Origin of the sequence: Streptomyces sp. NPDC006516, assembly GCF_040611875.1 — a bacterium.
Lineage (GTDB): Bacteria > Actinomycetota > Actinomycetes > Streptomycetales > Streptomycetaceae > Streptomyces.
The window spans coordinates 127,828-143,322 of the sequence record NZ_JBEXPD010000011.1 but is presented as its reverse complement, the minus strand read 5'-3'; the positions used below and the strand labels follow the sequence as shown (position 1 = coordinate 143,322).

Sequence of the window (15,495 nt, the reverse complement as noted above, 5' to 3'; positions counted from 1 at the left end):
GCTCTCACTACCCTCGACACCAAACCGAGAGATCGCACCTTGATTCCTCACGCCTCGTCAAAGGCCTCGAGCAGGCGCTCGTACGCCGGCTTCGGCCGCAGGGCCGCGTCCCACGGCAGGGAATCGGCCGTGCGCGGAGGATAGATCTTGGTGTCGGCGGTGGAACCGTACCGGTCGGTGAATCCCCATGTGGAGAACGATGTGCAGTTCGGCTCCTCCAGGCAGACCCGCAGCTTGCCCGCCATCTCATCAGCCTGGGTCTGCCGCCCGTCCTCCTCGTCCTCACCGATGGGGACGTCCATCTCCGACACCCGGGCCTGCACCCCGAGCTCCGCCAGATCCCGCACATGGCTGCGGAAGGTCTCCGGGTCGATGCGGTCGCCGGGTGCGTACTCATGGTTCTGGAAACCCACGCCGTCGATCGGTACGCCGCGTTTCTTGAGCCGCTTGACCAGATCGTAGAGGGCGTCCCACCGCTCGCCGTCCTCCTCGACCCCGTACTCGTTGAGGAACAGCCGCGCCTTCGGATCGGCCCGGTGGGCGGCCCTGAACGCCTCGTCGATGTACTCCTCGCCCATGGCCTCGAACCACGGGCTCTGCTCGGAGCGCAGGCCGAGATCCCCGTTGGTGTAGCTCTTCTCGTCGTCGGACATGGGCTCGTTGACCACATCCCATTCCGCGGCTTCTCCCTTGAAGTGCCCCGCGACCATGGCGATGTGCCTGAGCATGGTCCGGCGCACCTCCTCGGGGTCGTCGTTCTCCCGCATCCAGTTGGGCAGAGCCTCGTGCCAGACGAGGGTGTGCGCGTGCACCTTCATGTCGTTTGCGCGGGCGAAGCGTACGAGTAGGTCCGCGTCGCGGAAGTCGTAGACGCCCCGGCGTGGGTGGAGGAACTGTGGCTTGAACGCGTTCTCCGGAGTGAGCATGGAGAACTGGCTCCCCGCGAGCGCCCGGTAGCGTGAGTCGGTGAGCAGCGGGTTCTCGGCCAGGGCGGCGCCGACGTCGAACGGCCGCCCCACGTCTGCGGCCCGCGCACGCAGCGAGTCGTCGGACTGCTCCTGCCGTAGCTGCGGCGCCTTGATCACGCGGAGCGAGTCACCGCTCTCTGCCCGCGCGATCAGCTGCGTCAGACTCCATCCCCCGCGGCGCTCGTCTTCGCCCGCGTCCGCCTCCAGACCGAACCAGACAGTGCCCTCGGCGAACACCCCGGGGTCCGGCACGGTTCCCAGCCGCCGCCCGTCGGCTTTTACGCGGAATGTGTCACCGATGCTCGACACGGCGAGCGTCACCGTCCCGGAGCAGCCGCAGTCGAAATCCATGGAGGTGGCCGGCTCATCGCCCTCGCCGTCCCATATCTGTACCTTCACTTGTCCGTCGGCGGTCACGCCGACGCGGAGTGAGGGCCGCTCCTGGCGCCACTCGTCGTAGATGACCGGTACCCGTCCGTACAGCCGCAGCCATGAGTCGCCGTCATCGTCACCCACACCGGACATGCGCGCGGTGACCGTGAAGTCGCCCTCGGACCTGAGATGCGGGCCGGCCAGGTTCAGCGGGGGGTTGGGCTGGCCGCCGGAGGAGTCCTGCTCCACGATGCGCCGATCCGATGCGCTGACCCGCAGGATGTCGTTCCGCGCGGTGGTGCCCGGCATCTGCGTCCAGTCGTGGTTCCGCAGCAGGTCTTCGCCGTTTCCGCCGCCCGCGCCTTCGCCGTGCCCCGTACACCCGGCCGCCACCGCCATGACGAGCGCCACGGCGGTCAGTCGCTGCCACGTCCCCCCACCAAGGTCCACGGTCCCTCCCACTCTCTTGTTCGAGACGAGATCAACGTCTCGAAGCCGGGCCACAGTTCATCACGCATGAGGGACGGCGGCCTTGTGCGGCACGCCCCAGCTCGTGTGGCGGAGCGGGCCAGGATCGTTGCGGCCTGCGCGGAACCCACAAGGCGTTCTCCATACCAGCATTGAATTCCACGTGCCACCCTCTCGAGCGACCGTGACCTACTCGACTTCGCCGCCTTATCAAACGCCCCTGGCGGAACAAAACGCTCTTTTAGTGCGCTCGGGGGAAAAGCCGCTCGACAGCGGTCACCACCGCGGCGCGGCGGGCGGCGATGGCGGGGTCCACGGCGTGTGTGGCGGCGGCCTCGCTGAGTTCGGGCTGCGCGGCCCAGGTCATGGCGATCTGGTTGACCAGGGCCAGGACGTCGGCCGGGTCCCAGGCGCGGTCGAGCTGCCCGGCCTGCTGCACCTGGCGGAGCAGGTCGATCTTGCGGGCGATCAATACCTGGGCGTGATCGTCGGCAGCGGCCGTGGTGCCCGGCAGTTCGAGGCGGCCCCAGGTGATCAGGCGGTGGTGGTCCGGACGGGCGACGAAGTAGTCGAACAGCCGGCCCGCGTAGCCAGGGAGGTCGGACGGGTCCAGCTGGGTGGCCTCGGCGATGACGACGTGCTCCCGTGCAGCGACGGCGGCATAGAGCGCATCTTTGCCGCGGAAGTAGGCGTAGACGCGTTCCTTGCTCGTCCTGGCGAGTTTGGCGATGCGGTCCACGCGGGCGCCGGCGATGCCGTGGCGGGCGAACTCCTCCATGGCGGCGGTAAGGATGCGCTCGCGTGTGGTGTCGCCACCGGGGGCGGGCGCTGCAGTCTGGTGTGAGTCGCGGGAGGGGGACATAACCCGAGGATAAGGCACCAAACCGTTCGGTTTGGCATCCCAGCGATCGACGCGTAGAGTCAAACAGAACAGTTCGGTTTGACCCCTGCGGGTGAAGCCGGCGAACACTGAGGAGTGAACTCTCATGCAGCACCGCAATCTGGGCTCTCAGGGTCTGCGCGTCTCGGCGCTCGGCCTGGGCACCATGGGCATGTCCATGGCCTACGGTGCCTCGAACGACGACGAGGGCATCGCGACCATCCGCCGCGCCCACGACGTCGGGATCGACTTCTTCGACACCGCTGAGCTGTACGGCGCCGGCACCGGCAGCAACGAGATCCTCCTGGGCGAGGCGGTCAAGGGTTTCCGCGCCGAGGTGGTCCTCGCCACCAAGTTCGGCTTCGACATGACCGCCCCGCCGCACAGCCCGGGCTTCGACAGCCGACCGGAGAACATCCGCAAGGTCGCCGAGAACAGCCTGCGCTACCTGCAGAGCGACCACATCGACCTCTTCTACCAGCACATCTCCGACCCCGCCGTTCCGGTCGAGGAGGTCGCCGGTGTGGTCGGTGAACTGATCACCGAGGGCAAGGTGAAGTACTTCGGCCTGAGCAACGTCGGCCCCCAGTACATCCGCCGCGCCCACGCCGTCACCCCGGTCTCCGCGCTCCAGTACGAGTACTCGCTCTTCGAGCGGGAGGTGGAGGAGGAGATCCTTCCCGTTCTGCGGGAGCTCGGCATCGGCCTGGTGCCCTACTCCCCGCTCGGCCGCGGCTTCCTTGCCGGCCAGGTCAAACCCGCCAGCGAGTACCCCGCGGACGACATGCGCAGCTGGGACGAGCGCTGGCAGGGCGAGAACTACACGTACAACGCGCACGCCATCGACCAGCTCAAGATCCTGGCCGACACCAAAGGCATCACCACCGCCCAGCTCGCGCTGGCATGGCTGCTCGCCCAGGGCGAGGACATCGCGCCCATTCCCGGCACCCGCAGCACCAAGCGCCTCGAGGAGAACGCCGACGCCGCCGACGTCCAGCTCTCCGCCGCCGATCTGGCCCGCATCGCCGAGATCCTTCCCCACGGCTCGGCAGGCAGCCGCTACCCCGCTGCGCTGCTGTCCAGTTTCACCACGGACTGACCGCGCCGGGAGTCCTCGCCTCCTGACGGGCAAGGGGCCTGCGCTGCGTTTCCGTCACGTGTTTCGGTCCTCACTGCGCGGGCCGAGGCGGCCGGGGTGAGGCCGGTGCGGTCGCGGAAGAAGCGGCCGAAGTTCGCGGGGTCGGTGAAGCCGAGGTGGGCGGCCACGGACCGGGCATCCCATCGGGCGCTGCCCAGCAGGCGCCGGGCTTCGAGCAGGCGTCGCTCGTCGATGAGCTCACGCACTCCCTTGCCGGTGGCTTCCCGGGCGGCGCGGCTGAGGGTGCGGACCGAGCAGCCGAGCAACTCTGCGTAGTCCGCGGCCCGGTGCAGTTCGCGGAAGTGCAGCTCCAGGGCGTCCGTGAACCGTCCGTAGGCGTCACCACGGCTCCTGCCCGGCACTGGTGCCGGCGGGGGTGATCCCGGGGGCGTTGGCCAGGCGCAGCAGCAGCGATTCGAGCAGGCTGCGCCGCAGGGCGTGGTGGATGTCGAGGGGGCGGCGCCCGAGTGCGCGGTGTTCGTCCAGAAGCTGGAGTGCCGTCTGCTGGAGCCAGGCGGCGTCGTCGGGGTGCGGGCTCAGCACGGCAGGAGCCTCGTGTGTGGTGAGAGGGGCCAGCAGGCGGGCGATGTCGGGCCGCAGTACATCCGGTTCGAACAGGATGAACGGGCCGCGGGCGGCGCCGGGCGGATGCCAGCACTGCGCATGCCCCGGGCGTACCCACAGCCACTGGCCGGGGGCGACTGCCCGCGTGAGGTGGTCGACGTCGTGCCGCAACTCGCCCTCGGTGACGGCGATGAGGTAGTGGAAGGTGGCGCGGCCCGGACGGGGCGGGTTCCAAGATCTCCAAGCCCGAACAGCAACGCCTGATCGACGACGCCCTCGGCAAGGTCGACATGCTGCACCTGCGCGACCGCTACCCCCACCAGCTCTCCGGAGGCCAAAAGCAGCGCGTCGTCCTGGCACGCGGCATCGTCCACTCCCCCGGTGTACTGCTCCTGGACGAGCCACTGCCCAACCTCGACGCGAGGAGGCGGGACCAGGCCCGCCTGTGGCTCAAGGACCTGCAGCGCGAGGTCGGCATCACCACGGTCTACGTCACCCACGACCAGGTCGAAGCCATGTCGCTGTCCGACCGCATCGCCGTATTCATGCACGGACGGCTCCAGCAGGTCGGCACCCCCACCGAGATCTACGAGACCCCGGCCACCCCGGAAGTCGCCGGCTTCATCGGCCGCTGCAATCTCCTTGAGGGCGTCGTCGACCTTGACACAGCTGCGGGCCACGGGAATGTGCGCGTTCAACTCGGCTCTGCGGGGCAGCATTTGGCTGTCACCACCCACAGGGCGGCCGCCCATGGAACGGCGGTTACCGTCGGTCTGCGCTCAGAACGCATCACCCTCACCAGCCACGCAGACATCAGGCCCGAGGACGCCAGGCCCCAACTGGTCCCCAGAAATGATCAAGGGCCGGTCTCGGATTTCTCCGAAACCGGCCCTGATCTGCGACTCTCACGAGTCGGGACGACAGGATTTGAACCTGCGACCCCTTGACCCCCAGTCAAGTGCGCTACCAAGCTGCGCCACGTCCCGATGCGTTTCCTCCCGGTGTCACCGGGTGGCCGCGCAGGACAAACATTACCTCACTCGGAGGACCGGATCGACGCCCGGACCTGCTGGGCGCGGGTCGCCAGCCCTTCCGCCCCGCAGGCGGTGGCCAGCTTCTGGGCGCGGGCGACCTCCCGATGGGAGCGGATCGCGGTGCCGTACTCGAAGCGGGCCAAGGCGTGCTCGTAGGCGGACGAGGAGGCCTCCAGGTGGCGCACGGCCTCGGCCAGCAGGTGGACGGCCTCCTCCTCCGGCGCGAAGAGGGAGACGCAGCGCAGGGCCTCGCCGATGGCCGTGCCGGTGCCGAGGCGCTCCGCGTGGACGCGGGCACGGGTGGCCAGCTCGGCGGCGCGGACCGGGTCGGTGTCGGCAAGGGCACGGGCGAGGTCGCAGGCCCAGGGCGCCCAGACCCCGTTGAAGCGGCCCCGGGGCTCCAGTGCGGCTCCCGCCGACTCCAGCTCCGCCACGGCTTCCGCTACGCGGCCTTCGGCCAGGAGCAGTCGTCCGCGTACGCACGGGGCGTCCGGCAGGACCATGGCGCTGGGGTACGGCGGACCGAAGTCGTACCGGTCGGCGACCAGCCGGGCCTCCGCCGTCCGGCCGCGGGCGAGCAGAGTGTCGACGAGCAGGCAGGTGGCGTCCCAGTGGACCGGGAGTCCGCTGCCGGCCCGGTCTGCGAGCCTCAGCCCTTCGCGCAGGAAGCCCTCCGCTTCGGCGAGACGGCCACGCCTGCGGTGCACAAGCCCCAGGAGGGTGTGTGCGAAGGCGAGGTGCGCTCCGCTCCAGCCGGAGATCTCGAAGGCGCGGACGGCCTCGCTGAAGAGTGCTTCGGCCCGGTCGAGACGGTCGGTGAAGGCATAGGTGATGCCGACCATGGCGGGAAGCTCGAAGCCCCATTCGGTGTCGGTCCAGCCGAGCCCGCGTGCGGGGCGGCCGTCCACGAGCGCGCGTTCGCAGAAGTCCGCGATGATCTGGGCGTCCTCCCCGCGAAGCATCGCGTCGAAGGCCCGCAGGGTGAGCAGCGCGCGCTCGGCGTTGTCGCGGCCCTTGAGGTGGTCGGCGTTGCGAGCGAGCCGGGCCGACCGTCCGGGGCCGTCGTCCTCGGATGCCTGCATGCCCTCCCACAGGAAGTGCGCGGCCTGGAGACGCATCAGGCCGGGGCCGGGTTCGGTGCGCGCCGCCTCCGCCGCCAGGGAGAGCGCCGCGTCCTTGAGCTGGTTGTTGTGGGACAGGGCCGAGGCGAGGCGGAAGGTGGCGTCGATCCTCAGCGCCGCGTCGAGCCCGGGTGTGTCGAGGGCGGCCCGCAGGTGCTGGACAGTGGTGGCCGGCGAGGAGAGCAGTGTGGCGCAGCCCAGTTCGTACAGGAGGGCGGCACGGTCGTGGGGGCGCGGCGGTTCTTCCAGAGCCCGTTCGAGACAGCGCCTCGCGGCTTCCGGGGCACCGACCGCCAGATGCTGGCGTGCTGCCTCGCGGAGCTGGGCGACCAGTTCCTGGTCGTCGTCCGGGTGGACCTCGAGCAGATGGCGGGAGGCGGCAGCGGCGCCGAGCCCTGCCTGAGTGATCGCCCAGGCCGCGCGTCCGTGCATCGCGGTGCGGGTCGCCGGCGGGATGGACCGGTAGACGGCACTCGCGATGAGCGGGTGCACGAATTCCAGCGGGTCGAAGCCGCTGACGATACGGGCGTCGCGGAGCCTCGCCGTGCAGTCGGCGGCCTCCGCCGAGCTCATCCCGGCCAGGTTGGCGGCGAGTTCCTGGGAGATCTCGGTACCGAGCACGGCCGCCGCCCAGGCGAAGCGGTTGGCGTTCGTGCCCAGGCGTTCGAGGCGGGCGACGAGTCCGCTGCCCCGGGCCGAGGCGCCGAGTTCGCGCAGCAGGCCCGCGGACTCCTCGACCGGCGCGAGTTCGCGGTCCTGTGCCTTGGCGACGAGCTCCACCGCCTCGTAGGGATTTCCGCCGGTGACGGCCCAGACCTCGCGGCAGAACGGGTCGTCGGCGTGGTCGCCCAGGCCGGCCCGCACGAGCTCGGCCGTGGCATCGGGGGTGAGCGCGCGCAGGGCGACGCGGACCAGGGCCGGGTGTCCTGCGGCACCGCCGCTCGCCGGGCTCCGGGTCATGGCCCAGTCGGCGTTGCGGTCGGCGAGTTCCTGAGGACGGTGGGCCTGGACGACCAGCACGGGGAGTTCGGACAGCCGCGCGGTGAACCCGGCGAGCCAGGCGAGGGACTCGCCGTCCGCCCAGTGCGCGTCGTCCACTATGAGGAGCAGCGGCCGGTGACTGAGGCGGGAGGCGAGCCGGGACACGACGAAGTCCAAGCCGTCCCGCACGCCTTGCGGATCGGGCTGCGGGCCGCTGGGCTCGGCGAGGCCGAGGGCCGGCGCGGTGATCTCGAACCAGTCGCCGAACAGGGCGCGGGTCTCGTCGGCCGGGAACCGGTCCAGGGCGGGCTGGAGGAGCTGGCGTACGACGTGGAACGGCACCGAGGTCACCGTCTCGCCGCCGCGCGCCGACCAGATGGTGCAGCGGTCGGCGGCCATGGCCTGGATCTCGGCCAGCAGGGCGGTCTTCCCGATGCCGGCTTCGCCGCTGAAGACCAGCAGCCCTCCGGCTGCCTGCCCGCCGCAGAGGGCGTCCACCGCCTTTGCGGCGGCGGCGAGTTCCGGTTCGCGCTCGTACAACGGCCGGGACGGCTTCATGCCTCCCCTTCCCAGGGTGGTTGCGGAGGATTCCGAGCCTAGCCGCGCGCGGGTGCCCAGGGACAGAGTTCCCAGGGTTCGTCGCAGGTGCGAGGCACAATCGGAGGGTGGACGAATCTCGCAGGGACCGTGACGAGGAAGGACGGGCGCGCAATGCGCGCCCCCGGGACGGGCTCGGGCGCCCCCTGCCTTACGGGGCTGAGGGGGTGGAGCGGCAGCCGGAGGGCGTGGTCCGCTCCCCCGAGGAGACGGTCCGCGAGGCACAGCGACTGCTCGACGCGGGGATGCCGTTCCACGCCCACGAGGTGTTCGAGGACGCGTGGAAGTCGGGGCCGGAGGAGGAACGCGAGCTGTGGCGCGGTCTGGCGCAGATGGCGGTGGGGCTGACGCACGCGGCCCGGGGGAACGCGGCAGGCGGGGCACGGCTGTTGAGGCGGGGCGCCGCCGCTGTCGCAGGGTTCCGCGACGTCGATCCGTACGGGGTCGGGGTGGGCGGACTGATCGTCTGGGCCGAGGAGTTGGCCGGGCGCGTGGACCCGTCGGGCCACGAGGGCACCGATGCCGGGCGCCGGGCGGCGGCGGCCGGTCCTTCCGGCGTGCGCGTCGGGCGGGAAGGTGCTCCCGTCCCTGACGCGGCGGCGGAGGCCCCCCGGTTGCTGCGAGGGGACCGGCCCGAGGGGTAAGGCCGTGCGTGCGATAGGTTTTGCTCCTTCTTGACGGCGTGTCGATCGCGTTCGTCGATGCACGTTCCCCTTTTCCGAACCACTCGCTCAGGAGACGGACGCCCCGATGACCGACATCATCAACGGCCTCGGCCGTGCCACCGCATACGGGGCCCTCGGCGTCGTACTGCTCGTTCTCGGCATATTTCTGATCGACGCCCTGACGCCGGGCAAGCTCGGCCGGCAGATATGGGAGGAGCGCAACCGCAACGCCGCGCTCCTCCTGAGCTCGGCCCTGGTGGGCATCGGCGGCATCGTGTTCACCTCGATCTGGACGACGTACGAGGACTTCGGCAAGGGGCTCGCCTCGACGGCCGCCTTCGGGCTGCTCGGTCTGATCATGATGGCCGTCGCCTTCCTCGTCGTGGACCTGGTCACGCCCGGAAAGCTGGGTGCCACGCTGGTGGAGCGGGAACCGCACCCGGCGGTGTGGGTGACGGCGTCCTGCAATCTGGCGGTCGCCGCCATCGTGTCCGCGTCGATCGCCTGATCTCTCACGGCAGATCCCTCGCGCCCGATCACGGTGGCCGATCCCTAGGTCCGGCGAACAAGGCCCTGCGCAGCCATTACGATCCGGCGTCATGAGCACTTCGGACCAGGACCAGGACCAAAAGCGGGACCAAGAGCGGGACGCACAGCGGGACCCTGCGGCGCCGGACGCACAGCGGGGCCCCGCAGCACGGGACACACCGGGTCCCGCGCCGGAGGACCGGGAACAGGAAGAGGATCTGAGGGCGGCGGAGATACCCGAGCCCGCCGCGCGGGTCGGGAGACTCACACCGCGTCAGGCGCGGCGGCTGCGGATCCTGCTCTCGTCGGTGGGCATGGCGGCGATGGCCGTGGTCCTCGCCCTCCGGATAGCGAGCCGTTCCTCGGTCCTCGTCGTCGGGGTGTACGGCCTCGCGCTCATCCTCTGCGGGCTGGTGATCGAACTCAGCAGGAACGGCCGGACCCGGCTCGGCAGCTGGCTGCTCGGCGTGGGCCTGGTAGCGGCGGTCGGGGCGGACTGGCTGCTCATCCCCTGAACGACGGCCGACGGCCGGCAGGAGCGCACCCCGCGCCTGTCACAACGCGGTGATCCGCACGGGCGGGCCCTCCGGGTCGACCCCGTCGAGCCAGCCTGCCGCCAGATGGATCGGCCTGCCGGGTATCGCGGGCAACAGCAGCCGCTGGCGGTGGAGTTCACGTCGGCCCTGGGTGACGACCAGCAGCGGCCGGGAAAGCCTGCGCGTGGTGCGCAGCACGAACCTGTCGCCCTGTGGCCGCGCGCCGTCCGGGCCCGTCACGTTGGGGGCGATCCACCGCAGGGGCGCGTCGACGAGCAGTGGCTTCCGGCTCCCGGCGGGTTCCGCCGTGCCGGCCAGGTGGTGCAGTACGGGCACGGCCACGGCCCTGCCCTCCTCGGCCGCGACGCCCGCGCGCTCCACGGCGTGCAGCAGGTTCCCGACGGCGAAGACGCCTGGCCGGGACGTACGGTACGCGGCGTCGTAGGCGGGCCCCCGGGTACCGGGGTCGAGCTGGATCCCGCCGCGTCTGGCGAGTTCGTGGTCGGGGACGTAGTCACCGGTGAGGACCACGGTGTCGCAGCGCAGCGTGGTGGTCCGGCCGTCGTCGTGCCGCAGGCCCACCCCGGTCAGCCGGGTTCCGCCGGTCAGGCCGGTGACCGTGGCCCCGGTCAGCAGGGGGATCCGGCGGCTGCGGACGGGCTTCGGGCGGGACGGCTGATCGGTGACCACGGCGACCACCTGGACGCCCGCGGCCAGCAGGGTGGCGACGGCGGCGTGGCCGACGGGATCGTTGCCGACGACGACCGCCCTGGTGCCGATCCACTGCCCGTAGAGGTGGACGGCCTGCTGGAGTTCACCGGTGGTGTAGACGCCGGCGGGGCGGCTTCCCGGGATCAGCCGGGCGCTGCGCGGCCGTTCGCGTGCGCCGGTGGCGAGGACGACGGCGCGGGCCGTGATGCGTTCGAGCCCGCCGGGTCCGGTGGTCTCGACGGTACGGGGTCCCGCCCAGCCGGTGACGGTGATCCCCGTGCGCAGTGCGGCTCCCGCGCGCAGGGCCGCCTCGATGTGCCGGCGCGCGAATGCGGGACCGCTCGGCCCTCCCGGAACCCACCTCGTCCGGACGCCGGTGGGAGCGCTCCCCTCGGACCGGGCGTACGGCGGACCGCTCACCGCGGACCGGAGGTGCGCGGGGTGGTTCATCGCGGCCCAGGCGTACACCGACCGGGTGACGGGGCCACCGAATCCGCCGTGGTGGCAGTGCCGGGGTATCCCGCCCGCCTCCTGTTCGCGCTCCAGGATCTCCACCCGGCCCGCACCCGCCGCGGCGAGTTCGGCTCCGGCCGCGAGACCGGCGGGGCCCGCCCCGACGATCAGGACGTCGACCTCCCGTACGGTCGCGGTCATGGTCGTGCCTCCTCGAAGAGGGCGCGTACGGCCGCGCCGCAGTAGAAACCCTGGCACCGGCCCCCACGGGCACGTGTCCGGCGCCGCAGGCCGTCGAGGGACCGCGGCGGGACGGTCGCGGAGAGGGCGTCCCGGATCTCGCCGAGGGTGACCCGCTCGCAGTGGCAGACGAGGGTGCCGTAGGCCGGGTCCCGGGCGATGAGACCGGCGTCGCGGTAGGGCCGGGTGGAAGCCTCGCCGATGCCGGGCATCGTGAGCGGCGGGAGCTCGTGGGGGTCGCCGAGTTCCAGGCCCGCGGCGGCGAGCAGCCCGCCGACGTGCCGGGCGATCGCCATGGAGGCGGTGAGGCCGGTGGACCGGATGCCGCCCACCGCGACGTACCGCAGGTCCGGGTACTCCTGGATGCGGTAGTCCTCCTGCCCGGTGGCGGCGCGCAGGCCCGCGTAGACGGCGGTGACTTCCTCGTCCAGGAGCGCGGGCACGATCCGGCGGCCCTTCTCCCGCAGCATCCGCAGACCTTCGGCCGTGGACCCGGAGGCGCTCTTGTCGTCGAGTTCCTCTGCCGTGGGGCCGAGGAGGACGTTGCCGAAGACGGTCGGTGCGACCAGGACGCCCTTGCCGGCGGGGCCCGGGACCGGCAGCAGGATGTGGCTGACGAGGTCGCGGGCGAGCTTGTCGAAGACGATGAGCTGACCGCGGCGCGGGGTCACGGTGAAGACGTCGTGGCCGAGGAGCCGGTCGATCTCGTCGGCGTACAGGCCGGCGGCGTTGACCAGATAGCGGGTGCGCAGCGGGCCGCGCGAGGTCGTGAGCGTATGACCGTGCCCGTCGCCGGCGATGTCCCGCACCCGGCAGTTCAGGTGCAGGTGGACACCCGCCCGGACGGCCTGGGTGGCGAAGGCGAGCGGAGTGGTCCAGGGGCAGATGATGCTCTCGTCCGGGACTTCCAGGGCCCCCAGTGCGCCGGGCCCCAGATGTGGTTCGCGGACCCGCAGTTCGCCGGGGCCCACGAGGCGGGCGGCGTGGTAGCCGTTGCGGACCGCCTTGTCCAGAAGCCTTGGCAGGGCGGCCAGTTGCTCCTCGTCCCAGGCGACGAGGAGGGCGCCGACGCGCTCCACGGGGATGCCGGTCTCGGCCGCGTAGGCGGTGAGCAGTTCCTTTCCCTCGCGTACGAGCCGGGCCTCCAGCGAGCCGGGTACGGCGTCGAAACCGGTGTGCAGGATCGCGGTGTTGGCCTTCGACGTGCCGCTGCCGATGTCGTCGGCGGCCTCGACCAGGGCGGTCCGCAGCCGGTGGCACGCCAGTTCGCGGGCGATGGCCGCGCCGACCACGCCCGCGCCGACCACGGTGACGTCGTACCGGCCCTCCGGACCGTCGTGCCGGTGCACAGGCCCCTCGGTGGTGACGGTCTCGGTCATGAACGCTCCAGGAGGGCGTCCACGGCGGCCCGGAAGCCGTCGAGGCGCTCCGCCGCCTCGTCGGGGCCGATCCGTGGTTCGTACACGGCGGAGGGCCGCCAGTTGGGTGTCGCCTGCCGCGTCGGGAGCTTCGGGTCGAGTCCGAGGCGGGCCAGCGCACCGGCGCCGAGCGCGGTCACGTCGGGCAGTGCCGAGACCTCGACCGGCCGTTGCAACAGGTCCGCCTGTGTCTGCATGAGCAGGGCCGAGCGGGTCAGACCGCCGTCCACCCGCAGTGCGGTCAGTGGCGCGCCCAGCTCACACGTGACGGCGTCGGCCAGCGCGACGACCTGTGCGGCGATGCCCTCGCACAGCGCGCGGACCAGGTGACCCGCGGTGGTGTCGAGCCCGAGACCGGTCACGGAACCCCGCAGGTCGCTGCGCCACCAGGGGGCGGCGAGGCCGGCGAGCGCCGGAACGAAGGTGACGCCCCCGGTGCCGGGCACCGTCGCGCCGACGGTGTCGAGGTCCGCGGCTGCGGAGATCACCCCGAGGTCGGTGAGCCAGCGCACGGCCGACGCCGCCGTGTAGACCTGTCCGTCCAGGCAGTAGTCGGTCCGCCCGCCGAGCCGCCAGGCCACGCAGCTGACCAGGCCGGTGGCCCCCGCGCTGGGCCGGCTCCCGGTCTGGGCGAGGAGGAACGCGCCTGTTCCGTACGTGCACTTGGCGTTTCCGGGTTCCAGGGCGTTCTGCGCCAGGAGGGCGGCCTGCTGGTCCACGATGAGGCCCGTCAGGGGGATCTCGCCGCCGAAGGCGGTGGTGGTGCCCACCGGACCGGCGCAGTCGACGACCGTGGGGAGCTGTTCACCGGACAGGCCGAAGATCTCCAGCGCGGCAGGCGACCAGCCGACGTCATGGAGCCCGAGCAGCTGGGTACGCCCCGCGGTGGCCGCGTCGGTGACGAAGGCTCCTGTCAGCTGGTGGACCAGCCAGGAGTCGCTGGTGGTCACGACTCCCTTCCGGGTCAGCTCACGGCGTATCCACGCCATCTTGGGCGCGGCGAAGTACGGATCGAGCGGCAGTCCGGTGAGCTCCTTCAACTCCTCGGCGTGGGCGCCCAACTCCGCGCACAGCGCCTCCGCGCGCCGGTCCTGCCAGACGACGGCGCGCGTGAGGGGCCGGCCTGTCGCCGGGTCCCAGGCCAGCACCGTCTCGCCCTGGTTGGCCAGACCGACCGCCGCCACGGGCTCGCCCGCTTCCGCGACCGCCCGCCGCCCGGCGTCGAGGACCGAGCCGAGCAGCTCCGCGGGGTCCGTCTCCACCAGTCCGCCCGCGCCGTGATGCGGGCGCACGGGCGCCGTCGCGGAGCCGATCACCCCACGCTCCGGGCAGATCACCAGGGCCTTGGTTCCGGACGTCCCCTGGTCGACGGCGAGTACCGGTCCGGTCAATCCACGCTCCAGTCCTGCGGCCGCCCGGTCGGGGGCGGATCCGTGATCATCTGGTCCTGGCGACCACAGTCGTGCAGTCGACCCCCCGCGTCAAGCCTCGCCCGGACATCCTGCACCGACCCCCCGGACAGGCCAATGTCCGTCATACGGACACTAGTTGAGTAAGATCCGCAAAGTTGCCGGATGACAGGTGCGCAGCGCCCTACACTCACCGCGCAGTGAACAACCGGAGTTCCGGCGAGGGCTGTTCGCGATCCTTGTGCCCAACCCCCCACGTTCTTGAGGATTCATGTCGAGAAGAACCAGCGCCGCGCCGCCGCGCCCGGCCCACCGCCCCGCCCCCACCGCGTGTCCAGGGCCGGGGCTCGTCCATGGCTACCGGTGATTTCAGGCCTGTCTACCATCCCGCCGGGCCCGATCACGCGTTACGGGTGGCCCTGCAGGATCTGCGCACCGGCCGCTGGCTCGCGATGCGGAATCTCCTGGAGAGCACCCCGGACTGGGCCCTGTGGACCCAGCGCACCCAGGTCCTCGCGGCCGTGGCGGCGGGGTCGGACACCGTTCACGCCTGGCTGGCCGAGGAACCGCGGAGTGTGGCCGCGACCGTGATGCACGCCCGGGTGGCGGTGGAACGGGCGGTGCGCGCCGGTCGTGAACGGCACCCGCGAGCACAGGAGTTGTGGCAGCTGGCCTGGGAGGGGTGCCGCTCCGCCGCCCATGCCTCCCCGGAGGACCCGGTGCCCTGGATCTGCCTGCTCGCGCTCTCCCAGCTCGACGAGGGTCAGCGTCTGGAGGAGCACCGGCTCCTGCCGCCCGGCCCGATGCTGTTCCCGGGCCCCTGGGGCCTGCTGGCGGAGGCGGACAAACGCGATCCCTTCAATCGCGAGGCCTATCACCGGATGTTGCAGTTCGTCTACGCGAGACAGAAGGGCGGCACCCTCTCCGAGGCCGTCAACTTCGTGCAGTGGGCCGCGTCTTCGGCACCGGGAGGCTCCCCCCTGCACGTACTCCCCTTGTACGTGCGGGTGGAGCGCTACCGGCGTGAGCGCGGCAATGAGCGGGCACTGGACCTGCACTGGGTGACGGAGGACGGCGAACGAGACGCCCGGCGGGCCCTGCACATCTGGTTCGACGCCGCCGATCCCGCCGCCCGCTCCCTGCTCGATCTCAACCATCTGGCGCATGCGTTGTGGGGAGCGCTCAGGTTCGCGGACGCCGCGCCGGTGTTCCGGGCGATGGGCCCGTACTACACCTCGGTGCCCTGGTCCTACCGCACACGGCCGCCACAGGACACGGCCGGGGCCGAGGACGTCTTCCTCCGTGCCCGCACCCGCTGTCTTGCTTCCGGGCAAGAGCCCGGCACAGGGCCGCACGGCTGATCCGCCGGCGCCCGCGCCCCCTACGTTTCCCCGTCTCCCCACCTGGAGGTC

Annotated in this window: 11 protein-coding genes, 1 tRNA gene and 2 pseudogenes; 6 read left to right on the top strand and 8 right to left on the bottom strand. The window is 71.6% G+C overall.

Annotated elements, in window-relative coordinates:
• Nucleotides 1-47: 47 nt before the first annotated feature.
• Both ABZY45_RS26180 and ABZY45_RS26175 read right to left on the bottom strand, forming a co-directional pair.
• The gene (locus tag ABZY45_RS26180) at nucleotides 48-1,790 is read right to left on the bottom strand and encodes an endo-1,4-beta-xylanase (RefSeq protein ID WP_356743555.1); all 1,743 of its coding nucleotides are present in this window, start codon (nucleotides 1,788-1,790) and stop codon (nucleotides 48-50) included.
• A 259-nt stretch (nucleotides 1,791-2,049) separates the two neighbouring features.
• A complete protein-coding gene (locus ABZY45_RS26175; protein ID WP_356743554.1) occupies nucleotides 2,050-2,670 on the bottom strand; it encodes a TetR family transcriptional regulator in 621 nt (206 codons plus the stop codon).
• A gap of 124 nt (nucleotides 2,671-2,794) precedes the next feature.
• On the opposite strand from ABZY45_RS26175, the gene ABZY45_RS26170 reads away from it, so the two are divergent.
• Entirely contained in the window at nucleotides 2,795-3,787 is a 993-nt protein-coding gene (locus tag ABZY45_RS26170) for an aldo/keto reductase (RefSeq protein WP_356743552.1), read from the top strand.
• Between the two features lie 74 nt (nucleotides 3,788-3,861).
• Here the strand turns inward: ABZY45_RS26170 and ABZY45_RS26165 are convergent.
• A pseudogene (locus ABZY45_RS26165) lies at nucleotides 3,862-4,624 on the bottom strand (AraC family transcriptional regulator); the annotation flags it as partial.
• Here ABZY45_RS26165 and ABZY45_RS26160 point away from each other — a divergent pair.
• Nucleotides 4,624-5,202: pseudogene (locus ABZY45_RS26160) on the top strand (ABC transporter ATP-binding protein); the annotation flags it as partial. The pseudogenes ABZY45_RS26165 and ABZY45_RS26160 sit on opposite strands and share 1 nt — an antisense overlap.
• 100 nt (nucleotides 5,203-5,302) lie before the next feature.
• Here the strand turns inward: ABZY45_RS26160 and ABZY45_RS26155 are convergent.
• Together ABZY45_RS26155 and ABZY45_RS26150 are read right to left on the bottom strand one after the other, a co-directional pair.
• Nucleotides 5,303-5,376, bottom strand: a tRNA-Pro gene (locus tag ABZY45_RS26155).
• Nucleotides 5,377-5,426: 50 nt separating this feature from the next.
• Nucleotides 5,427-8,084 carry an AAA family ATPase gene (locus ABZY45_RS26150; protein WP_356743551.1) on the bottom strand — a complete coding sequence of 886 codons (2,658 nt, stop codon included), beginning with the start codon at nucleotides 8,082-8,084 and terminating at the stop codon, nucleotides 5,427-5,429.
• Between the two features lie 107 nt (nucleotides 8,085-8,191).
• Between ABZY45_RS26150 and ABZY45_RS26145 the strand changes: the two genes are divergently transcribed.
• The 3 genes from ABZY45_RS26145 (at nucleotide 8,192) to ABZY45_RS26135 (ending at nucleotide 9,831) form a co-directional block, all read left to right on the top strand.
• Nucleotides 8,192-8,767: a DUF309 domain-containing protein gene (locus ABZY45_RS26145; protein WP_356743549.1), complete on the top strand. Its 576-nt coding sequence runs from the start codon at nucleotides 8,192-8,194 to the stop codon at nucleotides 8,765-8,767.
• A gap of 106 nt (nucleotides 8,768-8,873) precedes the next feature.
• On the top strand, nucleotides 8,874-9,296 hold the full coding sequence (locus ABZY45_RS26140; protein ID WP_356743547.1) for a DUF350 domain-containing protein: 423 nt from the start codon (nucleotides 8,874-8,876) through the stop codon (nucleotides 9,294-9,296).
• A 91-nt stretch (nucleotides 9,297-9,387) separates the two neighbouring features.
• Nucleotides 9,388-9,831 (top strand): hypothetical protein, encoded by a 444-nt coding sequence (locus ABZY45_RS26135; RefSeq protein WP_356743545.1) that lies wholly within the window; start codon nucleotides 9,388-9,390, stop codon nucleotides 9,829-9,831.
• A gap of 39 nt (nucleotides 9,832-9,870) precedes the next feature.
• On the opposite strand, the gene ABZY45_RS26130 is transcribed toward ABZY45_RS26135, so the two are convergent.
• From ABZY45_RS26130 to ABZY45_RS26120, 3 genes are read right to left on the bottom strand one after another with little or no spacing between them, the layout of a single operon-like run.
• On the bottom strand, nucleotides 9,871-11,217 hold the full coding sequence (locus ABZY45_RS26130) for an FAD-dependent oxidoreductase (RefSeq protein ID WP_356743543.1): 1,347 nt from the start codon (nucleotides 11,215-11,217) through the stop codon (nucleotides 9,871-9,873).
• Nucleotides 11,214-12,635, bottom strand: coding sequence for an FAD-dependent oxidoreductase (locus ABZY45_RS26125; protein ID WP_356743541.1), 1,422 nt, complete (start codon nucleotides 12,633-12,635; stop codon nucleotides 11,214-11,216). Before ABZY45_RS26125 ends, ABZY45_RS26130 begins: the two co-directional genes overlap by 4 nt.
• The gene (locus ABZY45_RS26120) at nucleotides 12,632-14,065 is read right to left on the bottom strand and encodes an FGGY family carbohydrate kinase (RefSeq protein WP_356743539.1); all 1,434 of its coding nucleotides are present in this window, start codon (nucleotides 14,063-14,065) and stop codon (nucleotides 12,632-12,634) included. Before ABZY45_RS26120 ends, ABZY45_RS26125 begins: the two co-directional genes overlap by 4 nt.
• Nucleotides 14,066-14,436: 371 nt before the next feature.
• Between ABZY45_RS26120 and ABZY45_RS26115 the strand changes: the two genes are divergently transcribed.
• Nucleotides 14,437-15,444 (top strand): hypothetical protein, encoded by a 1,008-nt coding sequence (locus ABZY45_RS26115; protein WP_356743537.1) that lies wholly within the window; start codon nucleotides 14,437-14,439, stop codon nucleotides 15,442-15,444.
• Nucleotides 15,445-15,495: the final 51 nt, after the last annotated feature.

What these genes read in the sequence shown, in the direction of transcription:
- ABZY45_RS26175 (WP_356743554.1), bottom strand. Translation starts at nt 2,670, where the DNA reads ATGTCCCCCTCCCGCGACTCACACCAGACTGCAGCGCCCGCCCCCGGT.
- ABZY45_RS26170 (WP_356743552.1), top strand. Translation starts at nt 2,795, where the DNA reads ATGCAGCACCGCAATCTGGGCTCTCAGGGTCTGCGCGTCTCGGCGCTC.
- ABZY45_RS26150 (WP_356743551.1), bottom strand. Translation starts at nt 8,084, where the DNA reads ATGAAGCCGTCCCGGCCGTTGTACGAGCGCGAACCGGAACTCGCCGCC.
- ABZY45_RS26140 (WP_356743547.1), top strand. Translation starts at nt 8,874, where the DNA reads ATGACCGACATCATCAACGGCCTCGGCCGTGCCACCGCATACGGGGCC.
- ABZY45_RS26135 (WP_356743545.1), top strand. Translation starts at nt 9,388, where the DNA reads ATGAGCACTTCGGACCAGGACCAGGACCAAAAGCGGGACCAAGAGCGG.
- ABZY45_RS26130 (WP_356743543.1), bottom strand. Translation starts at nt 11,217, where the DNA reads ATGACCGCGACCGTACGGGAGGTCGACGTCCTGATCGTCGGGGCGGGC.
- ABZY45_RS26125 (WP_356743541.1), bottom strand. Translation starts at nt 12,635, where the DNA reads ATGACCGAGACCGTCACCACCGAGGGGCCTGTGCACCGGCACGACGGT.
- ABZY45_RS26115 (WP_356743537.1), top strand. Translation starts at nt 14,437, where the DNA reads ATGGCTACCGGTGATTTCAGGCCTGTCTACCATCCCGCCGGGCCCGAT.